A 23,316-nucleotide genomic window follows, 5' to 3' on the forward strand; every position below is an offset into this window, starting at 1 on the left:
TCGATTTAAGAGATCATATAGCTATTCTAGCGGCTAACCGCGCTCAAACATAAGTACTAAGCACACTGATTGGCGACAAATTGTGTGGTTCAATCAATATTGGATACAAAATGGCAACAATCTCATCTCTTCATTGGCGCTCGTTTTCCTGCACCGCAGCGCTCACTTTAGCCGGCGTCAGTACTGCTCACGCAGACGTCTCTCAACCGGTTACGCAAAGTGAGCAGCAGTGGGGCATTGCAGCCATGGTGCGTACTGCGTCCATCCCATTTGATACGACGACTGGCGATCAATCGGTCAACACCTTCATTCCTATGCTGTTTTTTAGCGGCGACACCTTTTACATCGATGGCACTGAAGGCGGGGCGCATCTTTGGCGTGACGACAGCGAACAATGGCAACTTAATGCGTTGATGCGCTTGCGATTTGTCGACGTCCCTGCCTCAAAGCAAAACCAGCTTATCACCGACACGCTAGACGCCGGATTACAAGCACAATATAAGATCAATGATGAATGGCGAATGAATACCGAGTTAATGGCGGATTCGGATTTTCGCTTTCACGCCAACCTGACGTTTAAAGGGGAATATCAGTCGGGTGATTGGCAATGGTCACCGTATGCCAAAGTGCGCTACAAAGACGCTGACTTCAACAGCTACTACTACGCGATGTCCGAGTTTAGCGGCGAGACAGTCGGGGCAGGCGTTGATGTGAATGTGGGAATGAGTGCCCGTTATCATGTGATCTCAAATCTCTATCTTTTGGGTGAGACCAGTGTGACGCGCCTTGATGACAATGCCTATCAGGCCAACATTGTCCAAGACCGCTATCAAGGCGAGCTGTTTCTCGGCTTTGGCTTTTTTAATGATCAAGCACGCTTGCCAAATTCTGAGCTGAATAACCATCGTTATCTTCGTGTCGCACACGGTTGGGCGACACCATCGAATATCGGTGAAATCTTCCGTTTTGATGCGGAAAAAGATCCTGATAACAACCAGTTGACGTCGCTGTTCTATGGCCATCCCTTAACGGATGAGTTGTTTGGCTTGCCGCTGGATATTTATTTGACGCCAGGGATCGTTCACCACTGGTCATCGGACGTACAATCGGCGTCAACCGAATACGTCGCGGCGATCAAAGCCTACTACACGTTCAACTGGCCAACGCAATGGCGCTTTGGCGTCGCGGAGGGGATGTCGTACATTGACAGCATCACCCATATTGAGGGGACAGAAATGGAACGTAAAGATAGAGAACCCAGCAAGCTTCTCAACTATCTTGATTTCTCATTTGATGTCAATGTGGGGTCATTGCTCGGCAATACCGACCTGAAACGTCTCTGGTTTGGCTACTCTCTGCATCATCGCAGCGCCATTTTCGAAAAAGCCTCTCAGTATGGTCGTATTAAAGGTGGCAGCAATTACAATACCGTGTATCTGCAATACGAGTTCTAATGAGTCGGCGTATTAGCGCCTCCTTTTCCCTGTCACGCGCCCAGTATGTTTGCGACGGGCGCGTCGCGACACAGTTGTGATACAATCCGCGCAGTTTTATCGACAGTAACAAAATAGGACATGCTTTGACCTCGTCACAGCCAGATAAAAAGAGCGCGCCAGCCGCGCAAGTGAATTCACCCGCTCAATTACGTAAGGCGCTGGAGCAGTGTATGCTTCGCGATCGCTTTCGTTTCAGTAAACGCATCAGCGGGGCAAGTAAAATCAAAAAGGACGCGGCGCGTCATGCCGCGTTTGATGACATCGCACTCGATATGGCCAAGTCTATCATGCAGGCCGAGCTGCGAGGGCAACACACGCCGACTATCGACTACCCAGCGCAGCTGCCGGTCAGTCAAAAGAAAGACGACATCGCGAAGGCGATTGCTGAGCATCAGGTCGTGATTGTGGCCGGTGAAACCGGCTCAGGTAAAACGACTCAGTTGCCTAAAATTTGTGCCGAGCTTGGCCGTGGTCAGTATGGCTTGATTGGCCATACCCAGCCCCGTCGTCTTGCAGCGCGCTCAGTAGCGAACCGTATTGCTGAAGAGATGGAAACGCCGCTCGGCGAGTTTGTCGGCTACAAAGTGCGTTTTAACGATCAGATTTCTGACAACACCCAGATCAAGTTGATGACAGACGGTATTTTGCTGGCTGAAATTCAACACGATCGTTTTCTCAATCAATACGACACCATCATTATCGATGAAGCGCACGAGCGCAGTCTGAACATTGATTTCATCCTCGGCTATCTGAAAGAGCTGTTGCCAAAGCGCCCTGATCTGAAAATCATCATTACCTCGGCGACCATCGATCCAGAACGTTTTTCAAAGCACTTCAACCAGGCTCCGATCATTGAAGTTTCTGGTAGAACCTACCCAGTGGAGACGCGCTATCGCCCACTGAGCGGTGAAGACGAAAGCGATCGTGATCAGCTTGAAGGTATTTTTGATGCGGTGGATGAGCTGTGCGATGAAGGGCTCGGCGACATTTTGATCTTCATGAACGGTGAGCGTGAAATTCGCGACACCGCGGACGCACTCGCTAAGCGCAACCTGAAAAGTACCGAAATTGTGCCTTTGTACGCGCGATTGTCTGCAGGTGAGCAGAACAAAATTTTCCAACCTCACGCAGGGCGTCGAATTGTGCTCGCGACCAACGTCGCGGAAACCTCGCTAACGGTACCGGGAATCAAATACGTGATTGATCCTGGTACGGCGCGCATCAGTCGTTATAGTTACCGCACCAAAGTTCAGCGCTTACCGATTGAGCCCATTTCACAAGCCAGCGCCAATCAGCGTAAGGGTCGTTGTGGACGTGTGGAAGAGGGGATCTGTATTCGCCTCTACTCAGAAGAGGATTTTAACTCTCGCCCAGAGTTTACCGATCCTGAGATCTTACGCACCAACTTAGCGTCGGTCATTTTGCAGATGACGGCTCTGGGTCTTGGTGACATCGAAGCTTTCCCATTTGTTGAAGCGCCTGATAAGCGCAACATCCAAGACGGTGTGCGTTTGCTCGAAGAGCTTGGGGCGATCAACGAAAAAGCCAAAGATCCGAAAAAACGTCTTACTCCGACTGGGCGTCAATTGGCTCGCTTACCGATTGACCCACGTTTGGCGCGTATGGTGTTGGAAGCGCCGAAGTATGGCGCACTCAACGAGGTGATGGTGATTGCCTCTGCGCTCTCTATTCAGGATCCGAGGGAGCGCCCAAGCGACAAACAGCAATCGTCCGATGATAAACATCGCCGCTTTTTCCATGAAGAGTCGGACTTTCTGACCTTCGTTAACCTATGGGATTACATCCAAAAGCAGCAGAAAAAATTGACAGGCAACCAGTTCCGTAAGCAGTGTAAAGAGGACTATCTCAACTACTTGCGAATTCGTGAGTGGCAAGATGTCTATTTCCAACTGCATCAGTCAATGCGAGAGATGGATGCCAAACTCAATGATGAGCCTGCGAGTTACCAAGGGGTGCACAGTGCACTGCTAGTGGGGCTATTGTCTCATATCGGTATGAAAGATCAGGAGAAGAATGAGTACCAAGGGGCGCGCAATGCGCGTTTTCATATCTTTCCTGCCTCTGGCCTATTCAAAAAGCAACCTAAGTGGATTGTCTCTGCCGAGCTGGTGGAAACATCCAAACTTTGGGGCCGCATTATTGCCAAGATTCAGCCTGAGTGGGTGGAACCTCTAGCGAAGCACCTAATCAAACGAAGCCACAGTGAGCCTCATTGGTCGAAGAAACGCGCAGCGGTCATGGCGTATGAAAAAGTGATGCTGTATGGCATCCCTATTGTACCCAAGCGCTTAGTCAACTACGGAACGATTGATGCTGCGGTCAGCCGCGAAATCTTCATTCGCAGCGCATTGGTTGAGGGAGAGTGGGAAACCAAACACGCTTTCTTCAAGCAAAACCGTAAGCTACTCCAAGAAGTGGAAGAGCTCGAACACAAGTCACGTCGACGAGATATTTTGGTCGATGATGATGAGCTGTTTGATTTTTACGATCAGCGTGTGGGGACGGACGTCGTTTCTGGGCGCCATTTCGATACTTGGTGGAAAGCGGCGGAAAAAGAGAACTCTGAGCTGCTCAACTTCGAAAAAAAGATGCTGTTCAAAGGTGATGCGAGCCATGTGACTGAGCTCGATTACCCAAATTTCTGGTATCAAAATGGTCTCAAACTCAAATTGAGCTATCAGTTCGAGCCCGGTGAGAATAGTGACGGCGTCACTGTGCACATTCCACTGCCGATTTTGAACCAAGTGGAACCCGTGGGGTTTGACTGGCAAATACCTGGCCTGCGCCATGAGTTGGTTGTCAGCCTGATTAAATCCTTGCCCAAAACGGTGCGGAAAAACTTTGTCCCCGCGCCCAACTACGCGGATGCCTTTCTTGCCCGTGTGACGCCGATGGCGCTGCCACTGCTCGATGCATTGGAAAAAGAGCTGCGCCGCATGACGGGTGTGGAAGTGTTACGTGAAGATTGGAATCTTGCTCAGCTCCCTGATCATTTGAAAGTGACGTTCCGCGCGGTTGATCATCGCAACCGTAAACTGAAAGAGAACAGCGATTTGCATGCGCTCAAAGAGAGCCTGAAAGAGCAGGTGCAAGAGACGTTATCGAAAGTGGCCGATGATGATATCGAACAGCAAGGTCTGCACACGTGGAGTTTTGGTGAACTGCCAAAAGTCTACCAGCAGAAGCGGGGTGGGTATGATGTCAAAGCTTACCCTGCCATCATTGATAGCAAAGACAGCGTAGAAATCAAGCTATTTGAAACCGAGCAAGAGCAGATTCAAGCAATGCAAGCGGGTCAGCGCCGTTTGATTTTGCTCAATGTGCCATCGCCGATTAAGTATCTGCACGCCAATCTGCCCAACAAATCGAAACTCGGTCTCTACTTTAACCCGTATGGCAAAGTGATGGACTTGATTGACGACTGTATCGCGTGTGGCGTCGATAAGCTCATTGAAGAGCAGGGCGGCTTGGTGTGGCAGCCTGAAAAGTTTGAGCAGCTGAAAGAGCATGTACGCGGCGAGCTTGGCGACACGGTCGTGGATATCGCCAAGCAAGTCGAAACAATATTAACGACCGCGTTTAGCATCAACAAAAAGCTCAAAGGCAAAATCGACTTTACGATGGCGTTCGCCTTATCAGACATCAAAGCGCAAATCGAGGGGTTGATCTTCAAAGGGTTTGCGACGGAATGCGGCTGGAAGCGATTACCAGACATCTTGCGTTACATGAAAGCGATTGAACGACGGATGGAAAAACTACCCATCGACCCGAATAAAGATAGGCTGCATATGCTGAAAATTGAGTCAGTGACCAATGATTACAAGGAGCTGCTCAATAAGATCCCTAAAGGGATGGCGATTCCTGAGTCCGTTAAAGAGATCCGCTGGATGATAGAGGAGCTGCGTGTCAGTTACTTTGCTCAGCAATTGGGTACGCCTTACCCGGTGTCAGACAAACGGGTGAAGAATGCGATAGATGATATCTAAGGTTACTTACCGAGTACGATTAAGCAGTGAATAGGTAGGCATAATACTTGCTTAGGTTTAATCACGGTACGGTATTTTGACGATTGACAGGTAATGGATTGCCGCTTGCTACTCTCCATTACCTTTTTAAACGAGAGAAGGTTAATTATGAAAAAAACACTACTAGCGCTCGCTTTGATTGGGGCATCAGCGACCGCGTCAGCAGACTCATGGATTTACGGGGGCGCTTCAGTCGGTAACTCGGATTTCTTAGGAGATAGTTCAACGGCGTACAATGTTCATGTCGGTACGGGTATTTTGCCTTTTATTGGCCTTGAGGCGGGCTATAACAATCTTGGTGAGTTTGAGACGGGTACTTCAAAGGTCAAACTAGACAACGTTTACTTTGCGGCAAAACCAAGCATCAACCTTGGTCCCCTTCAAGTGTATGGTAAAGCTGGCGTGCACTCTTGGGAGCAATCTTCAAGCAACGCAGCACTAGAAGATGATGGCTACGACATCATGCTTGGTGTGGGTGCAGACTACCAAATCTTTGGCCCGCTCACTGTCGGTGCCAAATATGAGAACTACAAAATGGACAAAGAAGACATGGGTGTGTTCTCGCTAACGGCGTCATTGAACTTCCTGTAATCTTTGGTTACCAAATTTCTTAAGCGGCCAAATTGGCCGCTTTTGGGTTTTATACCTTCCCATCCAGCCTTAACGTAATCCTCGCGTAAGCCGGCTAAACCTTAAGCCATAGGTTTTGACGATTGAATATATAGGCGAAATAACCTCGTGAAATAGACAAATCTTTTCTATGCTTCCTGTGTCAATTCAAGCAATTCCTACACAACGTCAGGCTGTGTTTTTGATTTAGATCAAATAGGGTTTTCAGTGCCCCTGCCAACATAGATGTGGTTTAGGAACAAATACATAAGAGCAAGAAAGGGATAAGCAATGAAAGATCAAAGCACTCAAGGGGCTGGTCAATGCCCGGTAATGCACGGTAGCCATACCGATGCCAGTTCATCCAATGTCGCGTGGTGGCCAAAGGCGTTGAACCTAGACATCTTGCATCAACATGACAGCAAAACGAATCCTCTCGGCGCGGATTTCAACTATAGAGAAGAGCTCAAAAAACTCGACGTAGACGCGCTTAAACAAGATTTAAAAGCGTTGATGACCAACAGCCAAGAGTGGTGGCCTGCAGACTGGGGACACTATGGTGGCTTGATGATTCGTATGGCGTGGCACTCAGCAGGTAGCTACCGTACTGAGGACGGTCGCGGGGGCGGTTCGACCGGTAATCAGCGCTTTGCACCACTCAACTCTTGGCCAGATAACGCCAACCTAGACAAAGCACGTCGCTTACTTTGGCCAATCAAACGCAAATACGGCAACAAAATCAGCTGGGCGGATTTGATGATTCTTGCCGGTAATATGGCGTATGAATCAATGGGCTTTAAGACCTTTGGTTTTGCCTTTGGTCGTGAAGACATTTGGCACCCAGAAAAAGACATCTATTGGGGTAGCGAGCAAGAGTGGCTAGCGCCATCTGGCTCAGAGAATAGCCGTTACTCCGGTGAGCGTGATCTTGAAAACCCATTGGCTGCGGTTATGATGGGTCTTATTTACGTTAACCCAGAAGGGGTCGATGGTAACCCAGACCCACTGAAAACCGCTCAAGATATGCGCGTGACGTTTGCGCGTATGGCGATGAATGATGAAGAGACAGTGGCACTGACGGCAGGTGGACACACCGTCGGTAAAGCGCATGGTAACGGCGACGCTGGCGAGCTTGGTCCAGATCCAGAAGCCGCAGGTCTTGAAGAGCAAGGCATGGGCTGGATGAACCACAAGTCGCGGGGCATCGGTCGCAACACAGTGACCAGTGGTATCGAAGGCGCCTGGACAACCAACCCAACCCAATGGGATGACGGCTACTTCGATTTGCTGTTTAAGTATGAGTGGCAGCTCACCAAGAGCCCAGCTGGCGCGTGGCAGTGGGAGCCGGTGGATATCGCAGAAGAAGATAAGCCGGTTGATGTGGAAGACTCATCAAAACGTTACAATCCAATGATGACAGACGCTGACATGGCGCTGAAAGTGGATCCTGAGTACCGTAAGATTTCTGAACGTTTCCACAAAGATCCTGCCTATTTCGATGAAGTATTTGCTAGAGCATGGTTCAAGTTAACCCACCGCGATCTTGGCCCGAAAGCACGTTACTTTGGCCCTGATGTTCCAGCGGAAGATTTAATTTGGCAAGACCCAATCCCAGCAGGCAAATCCGACTACGATGTTGCGGGTTTGAAAGCGGCAATCGAAGCAAGCAGCTTGAGCGTCAGTGAACTGGTGACAACGGCTTGGGATAGCGCTCGTACCTTCCGTGGTTCGGATAACCGTGGCGGTGCAAACGGTGCGCGTATCCGTCTTGCTCCACAAAATAACTGGGAAGGCAACGAGCCTGAGCGTTTAGCCAAGGTACTGGCGGTGCTAGAACCGCTTGCTGCGCAGTTCGGCGCTAGTGTTGCGGATACCATCGTACTTGCCGGTAATGTCGGTGTTGAAAAAGCGATTAAAGCGGCTGGGTTCAATCTACCTGTTCCATTCGTGCCGGGTCGAGGTGATGCGACCGATGCGATGACGGACGTGGAGTCTTTCGACGTTCTGGAGCCTTTGGCGGATGGTTTCCGTAACTGGCAGAAGAAACACTACGTGGTGAACCCAGAAGAAATGCTGCTCGACCGAGCTCAGTTGATGGGCCTAACGGCGCCAGAAATGACAGTACTGCTTGGCGGTCTGCGCGTTATTGGCACTAATCACGCTAGTACTGAGCATGGTGTGTTTACTGACCGTGTCGGAGTACTGACCAACGACTTCTTCGTTAATCTAACGGATATGGCGTACAGTTGGGAGCCGAAAGGTCGCAACCTGTACCACATCAATGACCGTAAGACAGGCGAAACTAAGTGGACAGCCACACGCGTTGACTTAGTCTTTGGTTCTAACTCTATCCTGCGCGCTTACGCTGAGGTGTACGCACAAGACGATAACCAAGAGAAATTGGTTAAGGATTTCGTCGCGGCGTGGACCAAAGTTATGAACGCGGATCGTTTTGATTTAGCGTAACTCTTGTTACCTAGTCTAAGTTTCACAAACCGCTCTTCGGAGCGGTTTTTTTGTGGCGGATTTTTTGTGAGAGGTTGAGGGTAGTGAATAGTGTGATCAAAGAGGTTTCCAATCATGAGCAAAATAGGTCACAGTGTTGCCATGTGAGAGACTCGAACCAATAAGGAACAGGCATGACTAACCAACCACCGCTGATGTTGAACAAGGAGACCACGGGGTTGCTGATCATCGATGTGCAAGGTGAGTTAGCGCGTCTTGTACAAGAGAGTGATGCGCTGATAGCGCATTGTCTCGCCTTAGTGGAAGCGGCGAAAACGCTAGCGCTGCCTATTGTCTGGGTCGAGCAACACCCAGATAAATTGGGTACGACCACGCCTGAGCTTCAAGCCGCCTTAACCCCGCATCAACCATTGGCAAAATGGACATTTGACGCCAATGCTGAGCCAGCGGTGGTGGAGGCTCTCAATCAAAGCGCTCGAACCCAGTGGTTAGTGTGTGGCATAGAGACGCACATTTGCGTCTATCAAACTGTGCTGGGACTTAAGCGATTGGGATGGGAGCCTCATCTTGTGGTGGACGCAACATCATCGCGAACGATGAGCAACAAGCAGTTGGCGTTAGAGAAGATAGCGCGAAGCGGTATAGCGCTGACTAGCGTGGAAATGGCGCTCTATGAACTGGTGAAAGATTGCCGAGACCCTGACTTTAAAGCGCTATTAAACCTGGTGAAATCACTCTCCACCCGGCAATCTCCAAGATAACAAAACGGCCTCGTAATGAGGCCGTTGGACAATGAATAGCGAGTGGCTTGCGATTAAGCTTCTTGCTTTTGCAGCTCTTGCTGTTTCTCTTCTTCAACCAATGCATCAACGATAACCGCACACGCTGCGTCACCTGTGATGTTAAGCGCAGTACGAATCATGTCAAAAATACGGTCTAGAGCGAACAGCAGTGGTAGACCTTCGATTGGAATACCCGCCGCAAGCAGGACAGCAACCACAAGGAATGATGGACCCGGTACGCCCGCTTGGCCCACTGCACCCAAAGTCGACGTGACGATGATCGCAATGTATGCACCCATCGATAGGTCAATATTGAACAGTTGTGCGAAGAAGATGGCTACCAAGCCGTAGTAAATGGCGTTACCAGACATGTTGATGGTCGCACCTAGCGGCAGTACGAATGATGCCGTTGAGTTTTTCACACCCAGCTCGTGCTCCACGGTGTCCATGGTGACGGGTAGTGTCGCCATTGAAGAGGCAGTCGACAGTGCTACCGCTTGTGGCTTCTTCATTGCAACTAGGAACTTCTTCGCAGATGTCTTCGTGAAGATGTGAACCATCAGCGGGTAGGCAATGAAACCGAAGATAAGAATCGCGGCAACGTAGACAACGAACAGTTTGAATACCACCATGAGTGCGCCAAATCCAAACGTACCGACTGCTTCAGCCATCAGGCCAAATACACCGATAGGAGCGATGATCATCACTTTGTTGATCATCCAAACCATCGCGTCAACAATGCAGTTTACGCCGTTGATGATAGGTTCGCGGCGTTCTTTCGCTTGCTTCGAAATCGCAATACCAAAGAACAGACAGAACACAAGGATCTGAAGGATGTTCGCATCATTGAGTGATTGGAAAACGTTGGTTGGGATCATACCAGTGACGGTTGCCCAGAAAGTTGGAAGTTCACCCTTTGAAGCGTACTCAGCTGAGAACATGCCTTCAACACCAGAGACATCAATACCTAGACCCGGTTTGAAGACTTCACCCATGACCAAAGCAAGCGCAACGGCAGCGGCAGAGGTCAGGCCGAAGTAGGCCAGTGTAGTGATGCCCACTTTACCCGCATTTGAGCTGTTGCCCAGACCCGCAGCCCCTGAGATCAATGCCACAGCGACCAATGGAATCACGAGCATCTTGATTAGGTTGATAAAGATGGCACCAAGAGGCGCAAATACTGTCGCGCCATCACCCATCATGGCACCAACGGCAGTACCAACGATCATTGCAATCACGACTTGCACGCCGATGTTGCTTAGCAAACTCTTTTCTTTTAACACTTCCATAACCTCTGTGCTAATAAATTATAAAATCCTAGAATTACCCTCTAAGTGAAAACTTATCTTTGGATAATAATATCGTGAGGTTTTTTACACGTAATTTTTACAATTGGCAATAGTCGGAGGGAGTGATCGGAGGAATAAAATACAAATTTATTGATAAACGACAAGTTTTCACAACAAAGCAAACGTTTGCTTGTTTCGGTTTAATGGTAAATATAATGACTTGGCGAATAACTTGGTCTGGAATGATTGATTGGAGGGGTTGTTTGTTTTGTTAATGAAATGTTCGGTTTCTCACGAAAATGAGAAACCGACTTCATAGAAAGTAAAACGGAAAGGGGTTAGCGTTGTGTGGCCGCTTTCATCTCGCGAGTGAAAGTGGCGAGTTCCGTTAACATTTTTTCACAATCTTCGCGGTTTGTTTCGATGATTTTTACCACGGCCGACCCAGAGATCGCGCCTGCTGCACCGGCATCGAGCGCTTGTTTGACCTGACTAGGCTGCGAAATACCGAAACCGAGTAACGCCGGTGGCGCATCGAACTGGCGCAGTTTATCCAGCATATGATCAACGGGCATATTCGCTTTGGTTTCTGCACCGGTGACCCCGGCACGTGAGAGCAAATAGGTATAACCACCACCTAGGCTAGCCACCTGCTTCAACGTTTCGTCACTGGCGGTCGGCGGGGCGATGAAAATCGGGTGTACACCAAATTTCTCCGCGGCGGCGACAAACTCGGCACTTTCATTGGTGGGAACGTCGGCGATCAATACCGAATCAATGCCTACTTGGGCACAGCGTTGGTAAAAATGCTCAATACCGCGTGCGTAGACGAGGTTGGCATACATCAACAGACCGATCGGTAGCTCAGGGTATTGCGCGCGAATTTTGCCGATTTGCTCAAAACAGAGATCGGGTGTCGCACCGGCATCAAGGGCACGAATGTTGGCCCCTTGAATGGTCGGGCCATCTGCCAGCGGATCTGAAAACGGAAAGCCAAGCTCTAGCGCATCCGCACCCGATTCGACAAGGGTCTGCATTATGCGCAGGGATTGGTCTGGGTTTGGATCACACACAGTGACGAAGGGGACAAATGCGCCTTGGTTACGTTCAGCGAGTCGCGCAAACATGTTTTGATAACGGCTCATTAGATCACTCCTTTTTCTTCTAATAGGGCGTGCACAGTGAAAATGTCTTTATCCCCACGACCGGATAGGTTGACGACCAACAACTGCTCTTTTTCTGGATTTTCTCGCGCCATTCGCAGCGCGTGAGCGAGGGCATGCGAAGACTCGAGTGCGGGAATGATGCCTTCATGACGAGCGAGTTCTTGGAAAGCTTCAAGGGCTTCGTCGTCAGTGACGTTGTCGTACTCCGCTCGGCCAATCGCATTGAGGTGCGCGTGCTGAGGACCAACCGATGGGAAATCCAAGCCAGCCGATACTGAGTAGGACTCTTCGACTTGTCCGTGCTCGTCTTGCATCAGAGGTGCTTTCATGCCAAAGAAAATACCGGTTTTACCGTGTTTGAGCGGTGCGCCGTGTTGGTCCGTATCGATGCCTTTGCCTGCGGGTTCCACACCGATGAGGCGAACGCTCTCTTCTTCAATAAAATCTGCAAACATGCCGATGGCGTTTGAACCGCCGCCTACACAGGCAATCACGGCATCAGGCAAGCGCCCTTCGCGGGCAAGAATCTGGTTCTTGGTCTCTTCGCCAATAATGCGCTGGAATTCACGTACAATGGTCGGGAAGGGGTGCGGGCCTGCCGCCGTACCCAAGAGGTAATGCGCGGTTTCGTAAGAGCCCGACCAGTCACGCAGCGCTTCATTACACGCATCTTTCAATGTCGATGAACCAGAATGGACGGGAATCACCTCTGCGCCCATCAATTTCATGCGAAACACGTTTGGGCTTTGACGTTCGACATCTTTTGCCCCCATGTAGACGCGACATTTAAGGCCAAGCAGTGCGCAGGCCAACGCGGTGGCGACCCCATGTTGACCCGCGCCTGTTTCGGCGATGATCTCGTCTTTACCCATGCGTTTAGCGAGCAGAGCTTGACCTAACACTTGGTTGGTTTTATGCGCGCCGCCGTGAAGTAAATCTTCACGTTTCAGGTACAGCTTTGTCTTGGTGCCTTTGGTGAGGTTGCGCGTCAAGGTGAGTGCGGTTGGGCGTCCTGCATACTCTTGTAGCAGAGACATAAACTCACTGCGAAAGTCATCATCCTGCTGCGCGTCAATAAAGGCTTGCTCAAGTTGTTCAAGTGCAGGGACTAGGATTTGAGGGACATATTGACCGCCATATTCACCAAAGTAGGCGTCGAGTTTTGCCATGATGTAATTCCTATCTATGTTGTCGCGATTGCTCGCGCAATCAGTAATGTCTAATGGCTGCAAACGCTTGTTGCAGCTTATCTTGATCTTTTTTACCCGGCTCGCTTTCTACCCCTGAATTGAGATCCAATCCGAGGCAGCCCTGTGAGGCCGCTTTTTGGGCGTTAAATGGGGTGATTCCACCGGCGAGCATGATGCGCTCAGGGTTGTCAATCAGTGACCAGTTGAACACCAGACCGGTGCCGCCTGTCTGGCTACCCACTTTGGTGTCCAACAGATGACGATCCACTCCCTGTGCGATAAGCGTCGGGAGCGAATCTTTAATGCCGTACGCTTTCCAAATCTCAACCCCTTCAGGTAGTGCGGCTTTCAGCTCGCGCACGTAGTTCTCATCTTCATCGCCGTGTAGCTGCACCGCGCTTAAACCGAGGGATTGTACGCGCTCAGTGACGCTATCAAGCGGCTGGTTTTGAAACACGCCGACATAGCGCAAAGGCGCGCCGCTCATGGTTAAGCGCGCGGTTTCAAGGTCGACATAACGTGGAGACGCGTCGACAAAAATCAGCCCGCCAAACACGGCGCCAGCGTGGTACGCTTTGGCGGCATCATCAGGGTGAGTGAGACCACACACCTTGTTTTCACCTAGGGTGACTTTGCGCACCGCTAGCTCCAGATCTTCTTCAGCCATTAAGGAGCTGCCAATCAAAAAGCCATCGGCGTAGTGGGCCAGATCTCGGACTTGCTGGTGGGTATAAATGCCTGATTCTGAGATGATAATGGCGTCTGGCGCAAGTTCGCGCAGCGTTGGCGCCAGTGCTTTCGTGCGACTAAGATCGGTGCTCAGGTCGCGCAAGTTACGGTTATTTATGCCAATGACACGGGCGCCTAGCTGAACAGCGCGGTGCAACTCTTCTTCGTTGCTCACCTCGGTCAAAACGCCCATGTTGAGGCTATGAGCCGCCGACTCTAACGTTTTGTATTGCTCATCATTAAGTACCGAGAGCATCAGCAGAACCGCATCCGCGCTGTAATGGCGAGCTAAGTAGACTTGGTAGCTGTCGACCATAAAGTCTTTACACAACACGGGTTGTCTCATTTGGCGGCGCACTTGAGGCAGAAAATCGAAGCTGCCTTGGAAGTATTTCTCATCGGTCAGTACCGAGATAGCGTTGGCATGCTTGTCGTAGACAGAGGCGATGTAGTCCAGATTGAAATCATCGCGGATCAGCCCTTTCGATGGCGAGGCCTTTTTGCATTCGGTAATGAACACCGTTTGTTCACTGCTTAACGCGTCATAAAAGCTACGGTCAGAAGGCTCGAGTGCTGACTGAAATGTGCTCAGAGGCTCGGCGACTTTGCGCTCTGCGACCCATTGGTACTTATCACGTACGATCTTGGCCAGCACTTCCGCCATTTGTGCTTCTTGCTGTGAGACGTGTTCGGAGAGTTGCTCCGTTGAAGGTGTGTTGACGTCAGTCATGGTCTCTATTCCTTAAGCGTGGGCGGCAAGGCGTTGAACAAGCTCAAACGCTTTACCGGAATTCATTGCCTCGATGGCTTGTTGAGTGTTGGCTTTGAGATCGTCGTGGCCAAATAAGCGCATCAACAACGCAACGTTTGCCGCGACCGCCCCGAGTTGCGCCTCTGTGCCTTTCCCGGTGAGCATATCGGTAATGATGGCTTGGTTTTCTTGTGGCGAGCCACCTTTGATCGCCTCTAGCGGGTGTTCACCTAAGCCAAAATCCGCAGGAGTGAGGGTGTATTCGATGATTTGCCCCTCTTTGATCTCAGCCACCGTTGTCGGGCCATGAATGGCTACTTCATCCAAGCCACTGCCGTGCACCACGGCCGCGCGCTTCATTCCCATTTGTAACATGGTTTCAGCGATAGGACGAACCAGTTCTTCACTGTATACCCCCATCAATTCGATGTTAGGGCGGGCAGGGTTAATCAGTGGGCCTAAAATGTTAAAGATGGTGCGAGTTTTCATCGTTTGGCGCACCGGCATCGCATGACGAACGCCGCCGTGATATTGCGGCGCGAACAGAAAGGCGACGCCAAGTTCATCCACCGCTTTACGGGTCTCTTCTGCGCTCATCGCGAGATTGATACCAAACGAGTCGAGTAAATCTGATGAGCCAGATTTGCTCGATACGCTGCGGTTGCCGTGTTTGGCCACTTTTAGCCCACACGCGGCGGCGACGAATGCTGCGGTGGTCGATATATTGATGGTGTCGTGACCGTCGCCACCGGTGCCGACGATGTCGGCAAAATCGTAATCTGGACGTGGGAACGGATTGGCGTTCGCCAGCAGAGCTTTGGCCGCGCCAGCAATCTCATCGGGTGTTTCCCCTTTGATTTTTAGCGCCGTTAGCGCTGCGGCCATTAAGATCGGATCCAGTTCGCCACGGATAATGACATCAAACAGCTGTTGGCTTTCAGCTTGCGTCAGTGAGGTTTGGTCATACAGTTTGTTGATGATGGCTTCCATTGTGCTTCTCCAATTCTTATCCGTGTTGTTTCTCAAGTGCCCAGTCAATCGCGTTGGCGAGCAGTGTGGCGCCATAAGTCGTCATAATCGACTCTGGGTGGAACTGGAATCCACACACTTTATCGTCTTCTTGAACCACTGACATCACTAAGCCATCCACTTCTGCCGTGACCGTTAACGTCTCAGGCACCTTGGTGGCCACTAAAGAGTGGTAACGAGCGATGGCGAGCGGTGACGGTAAGTTTGCGTAGGTCGCGTGCTTTTGATGTGACATCATGGAGACCTTGCCATGAACGATGTCTCCTGCACCTTCCACCACGCCACCATAGGCTTCAACAATCGCTTGGTGGCCTAGGCAAATGCCGATCATCGGTACTTGGCCTTTTAGGCGTGTAATCAGTTCTGGCATTGAGCCTGCTTCGGACGGCGCCCCCGGACCCGGTGACAGCAACACCACTGGGTTGTCGAGTTGATGAACGGCTTGCTCAATCACCTCGGCCGCAATGTGGTTGCGATAAATTTTGACGGAGTGACCTAGTGAACGAAATTGGTCGACCAAGTTGTAGGTAAAGGAGTCGAAGTTATCAATAAATACGATGTTCGCCATGAGATTACTCCTTATGAGCCGCTTGAATAGCGGCAATCACCGCCTGTGCTTTGCCACGGGTTTCGTCAGCTTCAGCTTGTGGGTCGGAATCAAACACCACACCAGCCCCCGCTTGGACTTGTGCAATACCATTCTCAACGTAGGCCGAGCGAATAACGATACAGGTATCGAGCGTCCCTTCGCCAGTTAAATAGCCGACGGCACCGCCATAGCTGCCGCGTCTGGCACCTTCGACATCGCGAATCAATTGCATAGCGCGAATTTTTGGCGCGCCAGTGAGGGTGCCCATGTTCATGCACGCTTGGTAGGCATGCAGCGCATCAAGGTCGCTGCGCAGTTGGCCCACGACACGTGAGACGAGGTGCATCACGTGGCTGTAACGGTCCACTTTGAGGAGATCGGCGACGTGCCGTGTCCCCGCTGCACTGATGCGAGCGACATCGTTGCGCGCCAGATCCACCAACATCATGTGTTCGGCGTTCTCTTTTTTGTCTGTGCGCAGCTCCAGTTCAATTCGGCTATCGAGGTCAAAATCAATCTCGCCGTTTGCACGTTTACCGCGACGGCGGGTGCCGGCAATAGGGTAAATCTCGACCTGGTTGGTGTGGGTTTCGTATTTCAATGCACTTTCAGGTGAGGCGCCAAACAAAGTGAAGAGTTCATCTTGCATGTAGAACATGTAAGGGCTTGGGTTGCTCTCTTTGAGTGCTTTGTACGCCGCCAGTGGTGAAGGGCAGGGCAAGGTAAATCGGCGTGACGGCACCACTTGAAACACATCACCTTTAACGACGTACTCTTTGAGATCGCGAACGGTCTGGCAGAAATCATCATCGCTGACGCTTGGTACGGCATCGACTTGAGCCAATTTTTTTGCCTCAGGCAAAGGTTTTAGTGCTTGGCACTGGCTTTTGATCGCCTCGAGACGAGCGCGCAGCGTCGGCGCTTCACTCTCGTTGGCAAATAGGGTCGCTTGAAGTTCGCAGCTTTCGCGTTGGTGGTCGACAACCAACAGAGTTTCAGCCACATAGAAGACGTAGTCAGGACATTGGTTGGCTTGGGTTGCATCACCGAGTGGCTCAAAATTGGCGACCAAGTCATAGGCAAATAAACCGCCAAGAAACAGAGCGTGCTGATCGTGCGCTTTGAGATCGAAGCTATGTTGGATCAAACGTAACGCATCGAACGACGATGCTTCGCGCAGACGAGAGTCCTCATCGAGTGTGTCGCACGGCGCCTCAAAATGCAGCGTCAGCGTGGTTGGGGTCGCTTGGTGTTGAATCGTGTCACGAATATTGTGGCGAAGATGGTTAAGTAGGTGCTCGCCGTTGGCTGTGAGAGCAGTTAAGGTAACACTGTGGCCCATACAGACGATGCGCACTGCCGAGTCAACAATCAGCAAGCTTTTCAGGTTTTGCTTCGAGTCGATTTCTGCCGATTCAAGCAGCAGGCTATCTGTTTTGTTCTCACACAAGGTGTGGAAAAGCTGCGTCGGGTCTTTGGCATACGGCGCACTGTCTTGAATGATATCAAGTTGACCTAGCTTTTTAATTTCAATGGCCTTGTTCACAAGACCTCCTTATTCATTCTTATATCCTGGTGCCATAGTGGCATAAAGCATCGGTTTACCCAATCGAGATTTGGCAAAAAATGCCTACTCTTTAAACACTTAAACCAGAATTGTAAACAACAAAAAGCCCGCATTGGAGCGGGCTATGACACGATGAAGAATCGATTACTTACGTGCAACTGCCCACTTAGCCTGTAGCCAAGTGCGCCACCACACCATAACGTGCGTTGCAAACGTGGTTGGCAAACAAAAAATCGTATCCACCAGAACGCGAATCGCATCGGTAGCGATCATTTTCACATTCTGATTTAGGTTAATTTCTTGTAACATAGTGTGCCTTAACGTTTTGCCGGTTAGCGAGCTAACTCAACGACTCTGAATTTGCGTACTAGTTAACTAGTGCAAAGGTAAAAAGTCAACCAAAAAATGAAAATATGAGAATTGATTTACACAGCCATACCACCGCCTCAGACGGTCGACTCAGCGTCACTGAACTGATCGACCGAGCGCTAGGCTTTAACATTGACGTATTGGCGATCAGTGACCACGATACGGTTGAGGCGCTCGCACCTGCCCGCGCCTACATCCAAGAGCAAGCGCTGCCCATTACCTTAATCAATGGAATCGAGATCTCTACCGTATGGCAGAACAAAGACATTCATATTGTCGGGTTGAATATTGATCCTGATGCCTCGTCACTAACCCAGTTGATTGAGCAGCAACAGCAGCACCGTGTCGGTCGAGCGCAGCTCATTGCGCAGCGTTTAGAAAAAGCGACCCGCGAAGGCATATTTGAAGAGGTGAGTGCCATCGCGGGCGACGCGCCCATCACTCGCGCGCATTTTGCCAAGTGGTTAGTGGATAATGGTTTTGCGAAGACGATGCAACAGGTGTTTAAAAAATATCTAACACGCGGTAATCCCGGCTACGTGCCGCCCAGTTGGTGCTCAATGTCTGAGGCGGTAGAGGCCATTCACGCCGCGGGTGGTCAAGCGGTACTCGCTCACCCCGGTCGCTATGACTTAACCGCCAAATGGTTGAAGCGGCTGTTGGCGGCATTTGTGGAAGCCAACGGCGATGCAATGGAAGTGGCTCAGCCACAACAAAGCCAACAAGAAAGACGCAATTTGGCCGATTATGCTATACAATACAAACTATTAGCTTCCCAAGGCAGCGACTTCCATTATCCTTCTCCTTGGATGGAACTGGGGCGCAATCTATGGCTGCCTTCTGGCGTCGAACCAGTATGGAAAGAGTGGGGCTTATCGCTCACTGATGACCTTACTGGCCAAGACTAAACATGATGTGTTATAGAGTCGTGAGGCTCGATATTGAGGATTATTATGAGCCAGTTTTTTTATGTTCACCCAGAAAACCCGCAAGCACGTTTGATTACCCAAGCGGTCGCCATCATTCGTAACGGCGGGGTTGTGGTTTACCCTACCGATTCTGGTTATGCGCTTGGCTGCCAACTTGAAAACAAACAGGCACTTGAACGTATATGTCAAATTCGTCGTTTGGACGAGAAGCACAACTTTACACTACTGTGTCGAGATCTCTCTGAGTTGTCACTCTATGCTCGAGTGGATAACACCGCCTTCCGCTTGTTGAAAAACAATACGCCAGGTCCGTACACCTTTATCTTCAAAGGCACGAAAGAAGTCCCACGCCGTTTGATGAACGCAAAGCGAAAAACCATCGGTATCCGTGTCCCTGATAATCGCATTGCTCTGGATTTACTCGAAGCGTTAGGCGAGCCTTTGATGTCGACCTCGCTTATCTTGCCGGGCAACCAGCACACTGAGTCAGACCCGGAAGACATTCGTGATAAGTTAGAGCATGCAGTGGATGTGATCCTCAACGGTGGATACCTAGGCGAACAGCCCACCACAGTGGTCGATTTTAGTGATGGTGACCCAGTCATCGCGCGCATTGGCGCAGGAGATCCGCAGCCGTTTGAGTGATCAAAAATACGTGATCTTTGGCAAGGATTTTGAGATAATATGCGGCCGCGATTTTTGGGTCGCACTTTTTTATTTCGACGTCTGTGAAGACGACACATAGGTAAATCAATGAACGAAAAATTACAGAAAGTTTTAGCACGAGCTGGTCACGGATCGCGACGCGAGTTAGAAGCTTTAATCAAAGCTGGCCGCGTGAGCGTCAATGGCGTTGTCGCTAAACTTGGTGAGCGACTAGAAGATGAGAACGCCATCGTTCGTATCGACGGCCACACTGTCAACGCTAAAGCGCAAGAAGAAGTGATTTGTCGCGTACTAGCGTACTACAAGCCGGAAGGCGAATTGTGTACTCGTCATGACCCTGAAGGTCGTCGCACTGTATTTGACCGTTTGCCTAAGATCCGTGGTTCTCGTTGGATCTCAGTAGGGCGTCTGGATGCCAACACCTCGGGTCTGCTGTTGTTTACCACCGATGGTGAGCTCGCCAACCGTCTGATGCACCCAAGCCGTCAAGTGGAACGTGAGTACCTTGTACGAGTCTTCGGTGAAGTGAACGAAGACAAAGTGAAAAACTTGGTTCGTGGTGTTCAACTCGAAGACGGTTTAGCCCGTTTTGAGGATGTGGTTTACGCGGGTGGTGAAGGTATGAACCACACCTTCTATGTGGTGATCAACGAAGGTCGAAACCGCGAAGTTCGTCGTTTGTGGGAGTCTCAGGACTGTACCGTTAGCCGCCTGAAACGTGTGCGCTATGGTGATATCTTCCTCGACAAAAAACTGCCTCGTGGCGGTTGGATGGAACTGGATCTCAAAGAAGTGAACTACCTGCGTGAATTGGTGGAGCTTCGTCCTGAAAAAGAAACCATGTTGGATGAGAACAAAGCCAACACCTCACGTAAACGTGAGCGCTCACGCAGCCAGAAGATTCGTCGTGCCGTGAAACGTCATGAAGAGCGCGTCAACAGTGGCGGTGGTCGTAGCAACAACCCTGCACGCCGTAAGCCACGCAAAGGCGCAACCGAGCAGTCACCTCGTAAAAATACCCGTCAGCGTTGATACCACAGGTGTTAATGTGTAGGTATCACTGATACATCTATTGATTGATGCCATTGTTCAATTTGTGAAAGCAGCCGAGTTAGGCTGCTTTTTTTTCATCAATTTATGACTAACCTTAACTTTAGAGTGAAAACTGATACTTATCTCAATTGTGATGGGTGAAGAGAGACAAAGAATCGTATAGTGTGTTCGATCTATTTTAGGTCGGTGAGCTATGACGCTTTACACTATCCTTAAACAGAACGGAAATAGAGCCGCGGCTTGTCAGGGATCTTAGACGTATGGCATTGATTAAAAAAAATATTTGGTTAGCGTTTTATTTTATTCTGGCTCTATGGTCAGTGATAAGCGCGATCGCTGCCTATATGTCGTACCAAGACTCCTATGAAGATATTACTCAATCGCAAGTTAATCTCACTCGTTTGACCGCGCACGCATTCAAGTCATCCCTCACCCAGTACCAAACCATCATAGATATTGTCGGCAGTGAATTATCACGATTGGATTTTGAGCACGATCTCGACCATATCAATGCTGTGCTCTATGATACCACCAGGATTGAAAAAACCATTTTAGCGCTGGCGCTGTTTGATGTAGAGGGCTATCCGCTGACGAGTTCGCCGCGGATGGTGGATGGGCACACCAACTATCTGCGCGATAATCCTGAAACCAAATTGACCTTCGAGAAAACCCTTGCAAGTGACGAAGCGGTGATCGGGCGTACCTATTTTCATAAAGACATTAGCGAGCTTATTATCCCTTTTCGCAAAGCCATTCGTGACGAAAAAGGTGTGCCTAAGTTTGTCTTGTCCATCTCTATCTCACTTAAAGGTGGTTTTGAGTACTTCTTGACCAATAAAACTGAGATGGAAAGCCACAGCTTTGATACCTTCTTATTTCGTGAAAATGATCGTTACTTCCAGATTGCGCCAATGGAGCGCATTTACGATCCGCAAGTGTATCTATATCAAGTACCACAAGAGGAGATGGATCGCAGCATACAACGTTTAGAAGTTATGACGGGGATGACTTTTGAAGAGATAAAACAAAGCAACAACGTTCATATTAACGAATTGACCGCTCCATCAAGGCAATCATACGCTGCCAGCACTTATATCAACAAATACGATCTTTGGATAACTACTGAAGTGAAAAAGAGCGTAATAATGGCGCGATTTGTTGAGAAATTGCCTAATCTTATCGCTCTCTATATGGTGGCAGTGAGTGTGATGTTTTTCCTATTTCGTAATATCGCGCTCAGTGAACAGCGCAAGCAACAAGAGCTTGCTCACCAAGCGAACCATGACTATTTAACCGGTATTGCCAATCGGTACAGTCTCGAGCGTTATTTATCGGGGTTGGATAAGCACGCTCGCTACAGCCTGCTGTGTATCAATGTCGACAGTTTTAAATTGGTCAATGACAACTTTGGTAACCCGGCAGGGGATGCGGTGCTGAAAAACATCGCCAATCGTTTAGTGGCCAGTGTCGGTGAAAAGCACGCGGTGTTTCGCTCTGGTAGTGACGAATTTGTTGTAGTGGCGCATACGTTAGACAGAGAAGCGCTCGATGCCACCATTGATCTTTGCCGAAGCTGTTTTACCCAGGCGTTCCTCTATCGTGACTACGAGATTGTGTTAAGTTGCAGCATCAGCGTCGCCTCATCCGGTCAAGACGATGTCGATGCAGAAGCGGTCAAGCGCAACGCTGAACTGGCGATGTCACACGCTAAACAGACACGCAACGGGATTGTGTTTTACCAGCCGCGCTTTCTCACAGAGCACCTGGATAAGAGTAAAATCGAACTCGAACTCAAACGAGCGATTGAGCGCGATGAGATTTATATGATGTATCAGCCGCAATTTACCTCAAGTAAAACGCTTAAAGGGGTCGAGGCGTTAGTGCGTTGGGAGCACCCTGAACTGGGTTTTGTGCCACCGGATAAATTCATCCCTGTGGCTGAAAACTGTGGCTATATGAACGAGCTCGGTGAGTTTATCGTGCGCCGCACGTTAGCCGAGCTCTCTGAGCTGTTTGAGGCTTTGCAGGTGGAGCTTGATGTCGCGATCAATGTTTCCGTTAAGCAGTTTCAAAGCATGCAATTTATTCCAATGTTGGAACAGGCGATTGAGGAGCGACGCTTTAACAAACACCGGTTGATTGTTGAGATCACGGAGAGCGTCTTAGCCGACGATTTTGAGCGCATTTGTGCCTTGCTCAATGCCCTAAAAGCCGAGCAGATTCGTGTCTCATTGGATGATTTTGGTACCGGTTACTCTTCGCTGAGTGTTCTTAAACACTTCCCCATTGACGAAGTCAAAATCGATAAGAGTTTTGTCTCAGATATGTTGGTGAGCGAGTCCTCTTATTCTATGCTGGCTGGCGTGTTAGGCATGGTGCAAAAATTGGGGATGGAAACGGTCGCTGAAGGGATTGAATCAGAAGAGGAAGCGGGGGTGTTGAGGCGTCTCGGTTGTGATGTCTTCCAAGGGTATCACTTTGCCCGCCCGATGAAATTAGAGGCACTTCGCCGCTTTATCCTCGACAACCGATAAGCTACTTCGCAGCACATCTAAAACACAACGGCAGCTTGTGCTGCCGTTGTGACTGA

Annotated in this window: 17 protein-coding genes; 9 read left to right on the plus strand and 8 right to left on the minus strand. The window is 50.0% G+C overall.

What is annotated here, in order from left to right; translation table 11 throughout:
- The first annotated feature begins 110 nt into the window (after positions 1-110).
- The 5 genes from AC6R1A_RS17120 (at position 111) to AC6R1A_RS17140 (ending at position 9,378) form a co-directional block, all read left to right on the plus strand.
- Entirely contained in the window at positions 111-1,454 is a 1,344-nt protein-coding gene (locus tag AC6R1A_RS17120) for a MipA/OmpV family protein (RefSeq protein ID WP_500633783.1), read from the plus strand.
- Positions 1,455-1,579: 125 nt separating this feature from the next.
- Entirely contained in the window at positions 1,580-5,503 is a 3,924-nt protein-coding gene (hrpA, locus tag AC6R1A_RS17125; protein WP_500633784.1) for an ATP-dependent RNA helicase HrpA, read from the plus strand.
- A gap of 147 nt (positions 5,504-5,650) precedes the next feature.
- Positions 5,651-6,133 carry an outer membrane beta-barrel protein gene (locus tag AC6R1A_RS17130; protein WP_487901182.1) on the plus strand — a complete coding sequence of 161 codons (483 nt, stop codon included), beginning with the start codon at positions 5,651-5,653 and terminating at the stop codon, positions 6,131-6,133.
- A 309-nt stretch (positions 6,134-6,442) separates the two neighbouring features.
- Entirely contained in the window at positions 6,443-8,617 is a 2,175-nt protein-coding gene (gene katG, locus AC6R1A_RS17135) for a catalase/peroxidase HPI (RefSeq protein WP_500633785.1), read from the plus strand.
- Positions 8,618-8,811: 194 nt separating this feature from the next.
- Positions 8,812-9,378, plus strand: a complete 567-nt coding sequence (locus tag AC6R1A_RS17140; RefSeq protein ID WP_500633815.1) for an isochorismatase family protein — start codon at positions 8,812-8,814, stop codon at positions 9,376-9,378.
- Between the two features lie 53 nt (positions 9,379-9,431).
- Here AC6R1A_RS17140 and AC6R1A_RS17145 read toward each other — a convergent pair whose 3' ends face one another.
- The 8 genes from AC6R1A_RS17145 to AC6R1A_RS17180 form a co-directional block, all read right to left on the minus strand.
- Positions 9,432-10,688, minus strand: coding sequence for a dicarboxylate/amino acid:cation symporter (locus AC6R1A_RS17145; RefSeq protein ID WP_500633786.1), 1,257 nt, complete (start codon positions 10,686-10,688; stop codon positions 9,432-9,434).
- A 338-nt stretch (positions 10,689-11,026) separates the two neighbouring features.
- Positions 11,027-11,833, minus strand: coding sequence for a tryptophan synthase subunit alpha (gene trpA, locus AC6R1A_RS17150; RefSeq protein WP_500628635.1), 807 nt, complete (start codon positions 11,831-11,833; stop codon positions 11,027-11,029).
- Positions 11,833-13,023 (minus strand): tryptophan synthase subunit beta, encoded by a 1,191-nt coding sequence (trpB, locus tag AC6R1A_RS17155; protein WP_500633787.1) that lies wholly within the window; start codon positions 13,021-13,023, stop codon positions 11,833-11,835. The genes trpA and trpB overlap by 1 nt, the downstream gene beginning before the upstream one ends.
- 40 nt (positions 13,024-13,063) lie before the next feature.
- Positions 13,064-14,503: a bifunctional indole-3-glycerol-phosphate synthase TrpC/phosphoribosylanthranilate isomerase TrpF gene (gene trpCF / locus AC6R1A_RS17160; RefSeq protein ID WP_500633788.1), complete on the minus strand. Its 1,440-nt coding sequence runs from the start codon at positions 14,501-14,503 to the stop codon at positions 13,064-13,066.
- A gap of 12 nt (positions 14,504-14,515) precedes the next feature.
- Entirely contained in the window at positions 14,516-15,514 is a 999-nt protein-coding gene (gene trpD, locus AC6R1A_RS17165) for an anthranilate phosphoribosyltransferase (protein WP_500633789.1), read from the minus strand.
- Between the two features lie 16 nt (positions 15,515-15,530).
- Complete coding sequence (locus AC6R1A_RS17170; protein ID WP_500633790.1) at positions 15,531-16,121, minus strand: aminodeoxychorismate/anthranilate synthase component II; 591 nt, start codon at positions 16,119-16,121, stop codon at positions 15,531-15,533.
- Positions 16,122-16,125: 4 nt separating this feature from the next.
- Positions 16,126-17,688 (minus strand): anthranilate synthase component 1, encoded by a 1,563-nt coding sequence (locus AC6R1A_RS17175; RefSeq protein WP_500633791.1) that lies wholly within the window; start codon positions 17,686-17,688, stop codon positions 16,126-16,128.
- Positions 17,689-17,853: 165 nt separating this feature from the next.
- Positions 17,854-18,018: a hypothetical protein gene (locus tag AC6R1A_RS17180; RefSeq protein WP_500633792.1), complete on the minus strand. Its 165-nt coding sequence runs from the start codon at positions 18,016-18,018 to the stop codon at positions 17,854-17,856.
- A gap of 104 nt (positions 18,019-18,122) precedes the next feature.
- Between AC6R1A_RS17180 and rnm the strand changes: the two genes are divergently transcribed.
- The 4 genes from rnm to AC6R1A_RS17200 all read left to right on the plus strand — a co-directional run bounded on the left by rnm (position 18,123) and on the right by AC6R1A_RS17200 (position 23,260).
- Entirely contained in the window at positions 18,123-18,986 is an 864-nt protein-coding gene (gene rnm, locus AC6R1A_RS17185; RefSeq protein ID WP_500628628.1) for an RNase RNM, read from the plus strand.
- A 45-nt stretch (positions 18,987-19,031) separates the two neighbouring features.
- A complete protein-coding gene (locus tag AC6R1A_RS17190) occupies positions 19,032-19,652 on the plus strand; it encodes an L-threonylcarbamoyladenylate synthase (protein WP_334552436.1) in 621 nt (206 codons plus the stop codon).
- Positions 19,653-19,760: 108 nt separating this feature from the next.
- The gene (gene rluB, locus AC6R1A_RS17195; RefSeq protein WP_500627567.1) at positions 19,761-20,705 is read left to right on the plus strand and encodes a 23S rRNA pseudouridine(2605) synthase RluB; all 945 of its coding nucleotides are present in this window, start codon (positions 19,761-19,763) and stop codon (positions 20,703-20,705) included.
- 281 nt (positions 20,706-20,986) lie between these two features.
- Positions 20,987-23,260: a bifunctional diguanylate cyclase/phosphodiesterase gene (locus AC6R1A_RS17200; protein WP_500630404.1), complete on the plus strand. Its 2,274-nt coding sequence runs from the start codon at positions 20,987-20,989 to the stop codon at positions 23,258-23,260.
- The last annotated feature ends 56 nt before the right edge of the window (positions 23,261-23,316 follow it).

Source organism: Vibrio sp. R10-SG3-ISO3 (assembly GCF_059834225.1).

Excerpts from the sequence above, each read along its gene's own strand:
- AC6R1A_RS17120 (WP_500633783.1), top strand. The coding sequence starts at position 111 with ATGGCAACAATCTCATCTCTTCATTGGCGCTCGTTTTCCTGCACCGCA.
- AC6R1A_RS17130 (WP_487901182.1), top strand. The coding sequence starts at position 5,651 with ATGAAAAAAACACTACTAGCGCTCGCTTTGATTGGGGCATCAGCGACC.
- katG (WP_500633785.1), top strand. The coding sequence starts at position 6,443 with ATGAAAGATCAAAGCACTCAAGGGGCTGGTCAATGCCCGGTAATGCAC.
- AC6R1A_RS17140 (WP_500633815.1), top strand. The coding sequence starts at position 8,812 with ATGTTGAACAAGGAGACCACGGGGTTGCTGATCATCGATGTGCAAGGT.
- AC6R1A_RS17145 (WP_500633786.1), bottom strand. The coding sequence starts at position 10,688 with ATGGAAGTGTTAAAAGAAAAGAGTTTGCTAAGCAACATCGGCGTGCAA.
- trpA (WP_500628635.1), bottom strand. The coding sequence starts at position 11,833 with ATGAGCCGTTATCAAAACATGTTTGCGCGACTCGCTGAACGTAACCAA.
- trpB (WP_500633787.1), bottom strand. The coding sequence starts at position 13,023 with ATGGCAAAACTCGACGCCTACTTTGGTGAATATGGCGGTCAATATGTC.
- trpCF (WP_500633788.1), bottom strand. The coding sequence starts at position 14,503 with ATGACTGACGTCAACACACCTTCAACGGAGCAACTCTCCGAACACGTC.
- trpD (WP_500633789.1), bottom strand. The coding sequence starts at position 15,514 with ATGGAAGCCATCATCAACAAACTGTATGACCAAACCTCACTGACGCAA.
- AC6R1A_RS17170 (WP_500633790.1), bottom strand. The coding sequence starts at position 16,121 with ATGGCGAACATCGTATTTATTGATAACTTCGACTCCTTTACCTACAAC.
- AC6R1A_RS17180 (WP_500633792.1), bottom strand. The coding sequence starts at position 18,018 with ATGTTACAAGAAATTAACCTAAATCAGAATGTGAAAATGATCGCTACC.
- rnm (WP_500628628.1), top strand. The coding sequence starts at position 18,123 with ATGAGAATTGATTTACACAGCCATACCACCGCCTCAGACGGTCGACTC.
- AC6R1A_RS17190 (WP_334552436.1), top strand. The coding sequence starts at position 19,032 with ATGAGCCAGTTTTTTTATGTTCACCCAGAAAACCCGCAAGCACGTTTG.
- rluB (WP_500627567.1), top strand. The coding sequence starts at position 19,761 with ATGAACGAAAAATTACAGAAAGTTTTAGCACGAGCTGGTCACGGATCG.
- AC6R1A_RS17200 (WP_500630404.1), top strand. The coding sequence starts at position 20,987 with ATGGCATTGATTAAAAAAAATATTTGGTTAGCGTTTTATTTTATTCTG.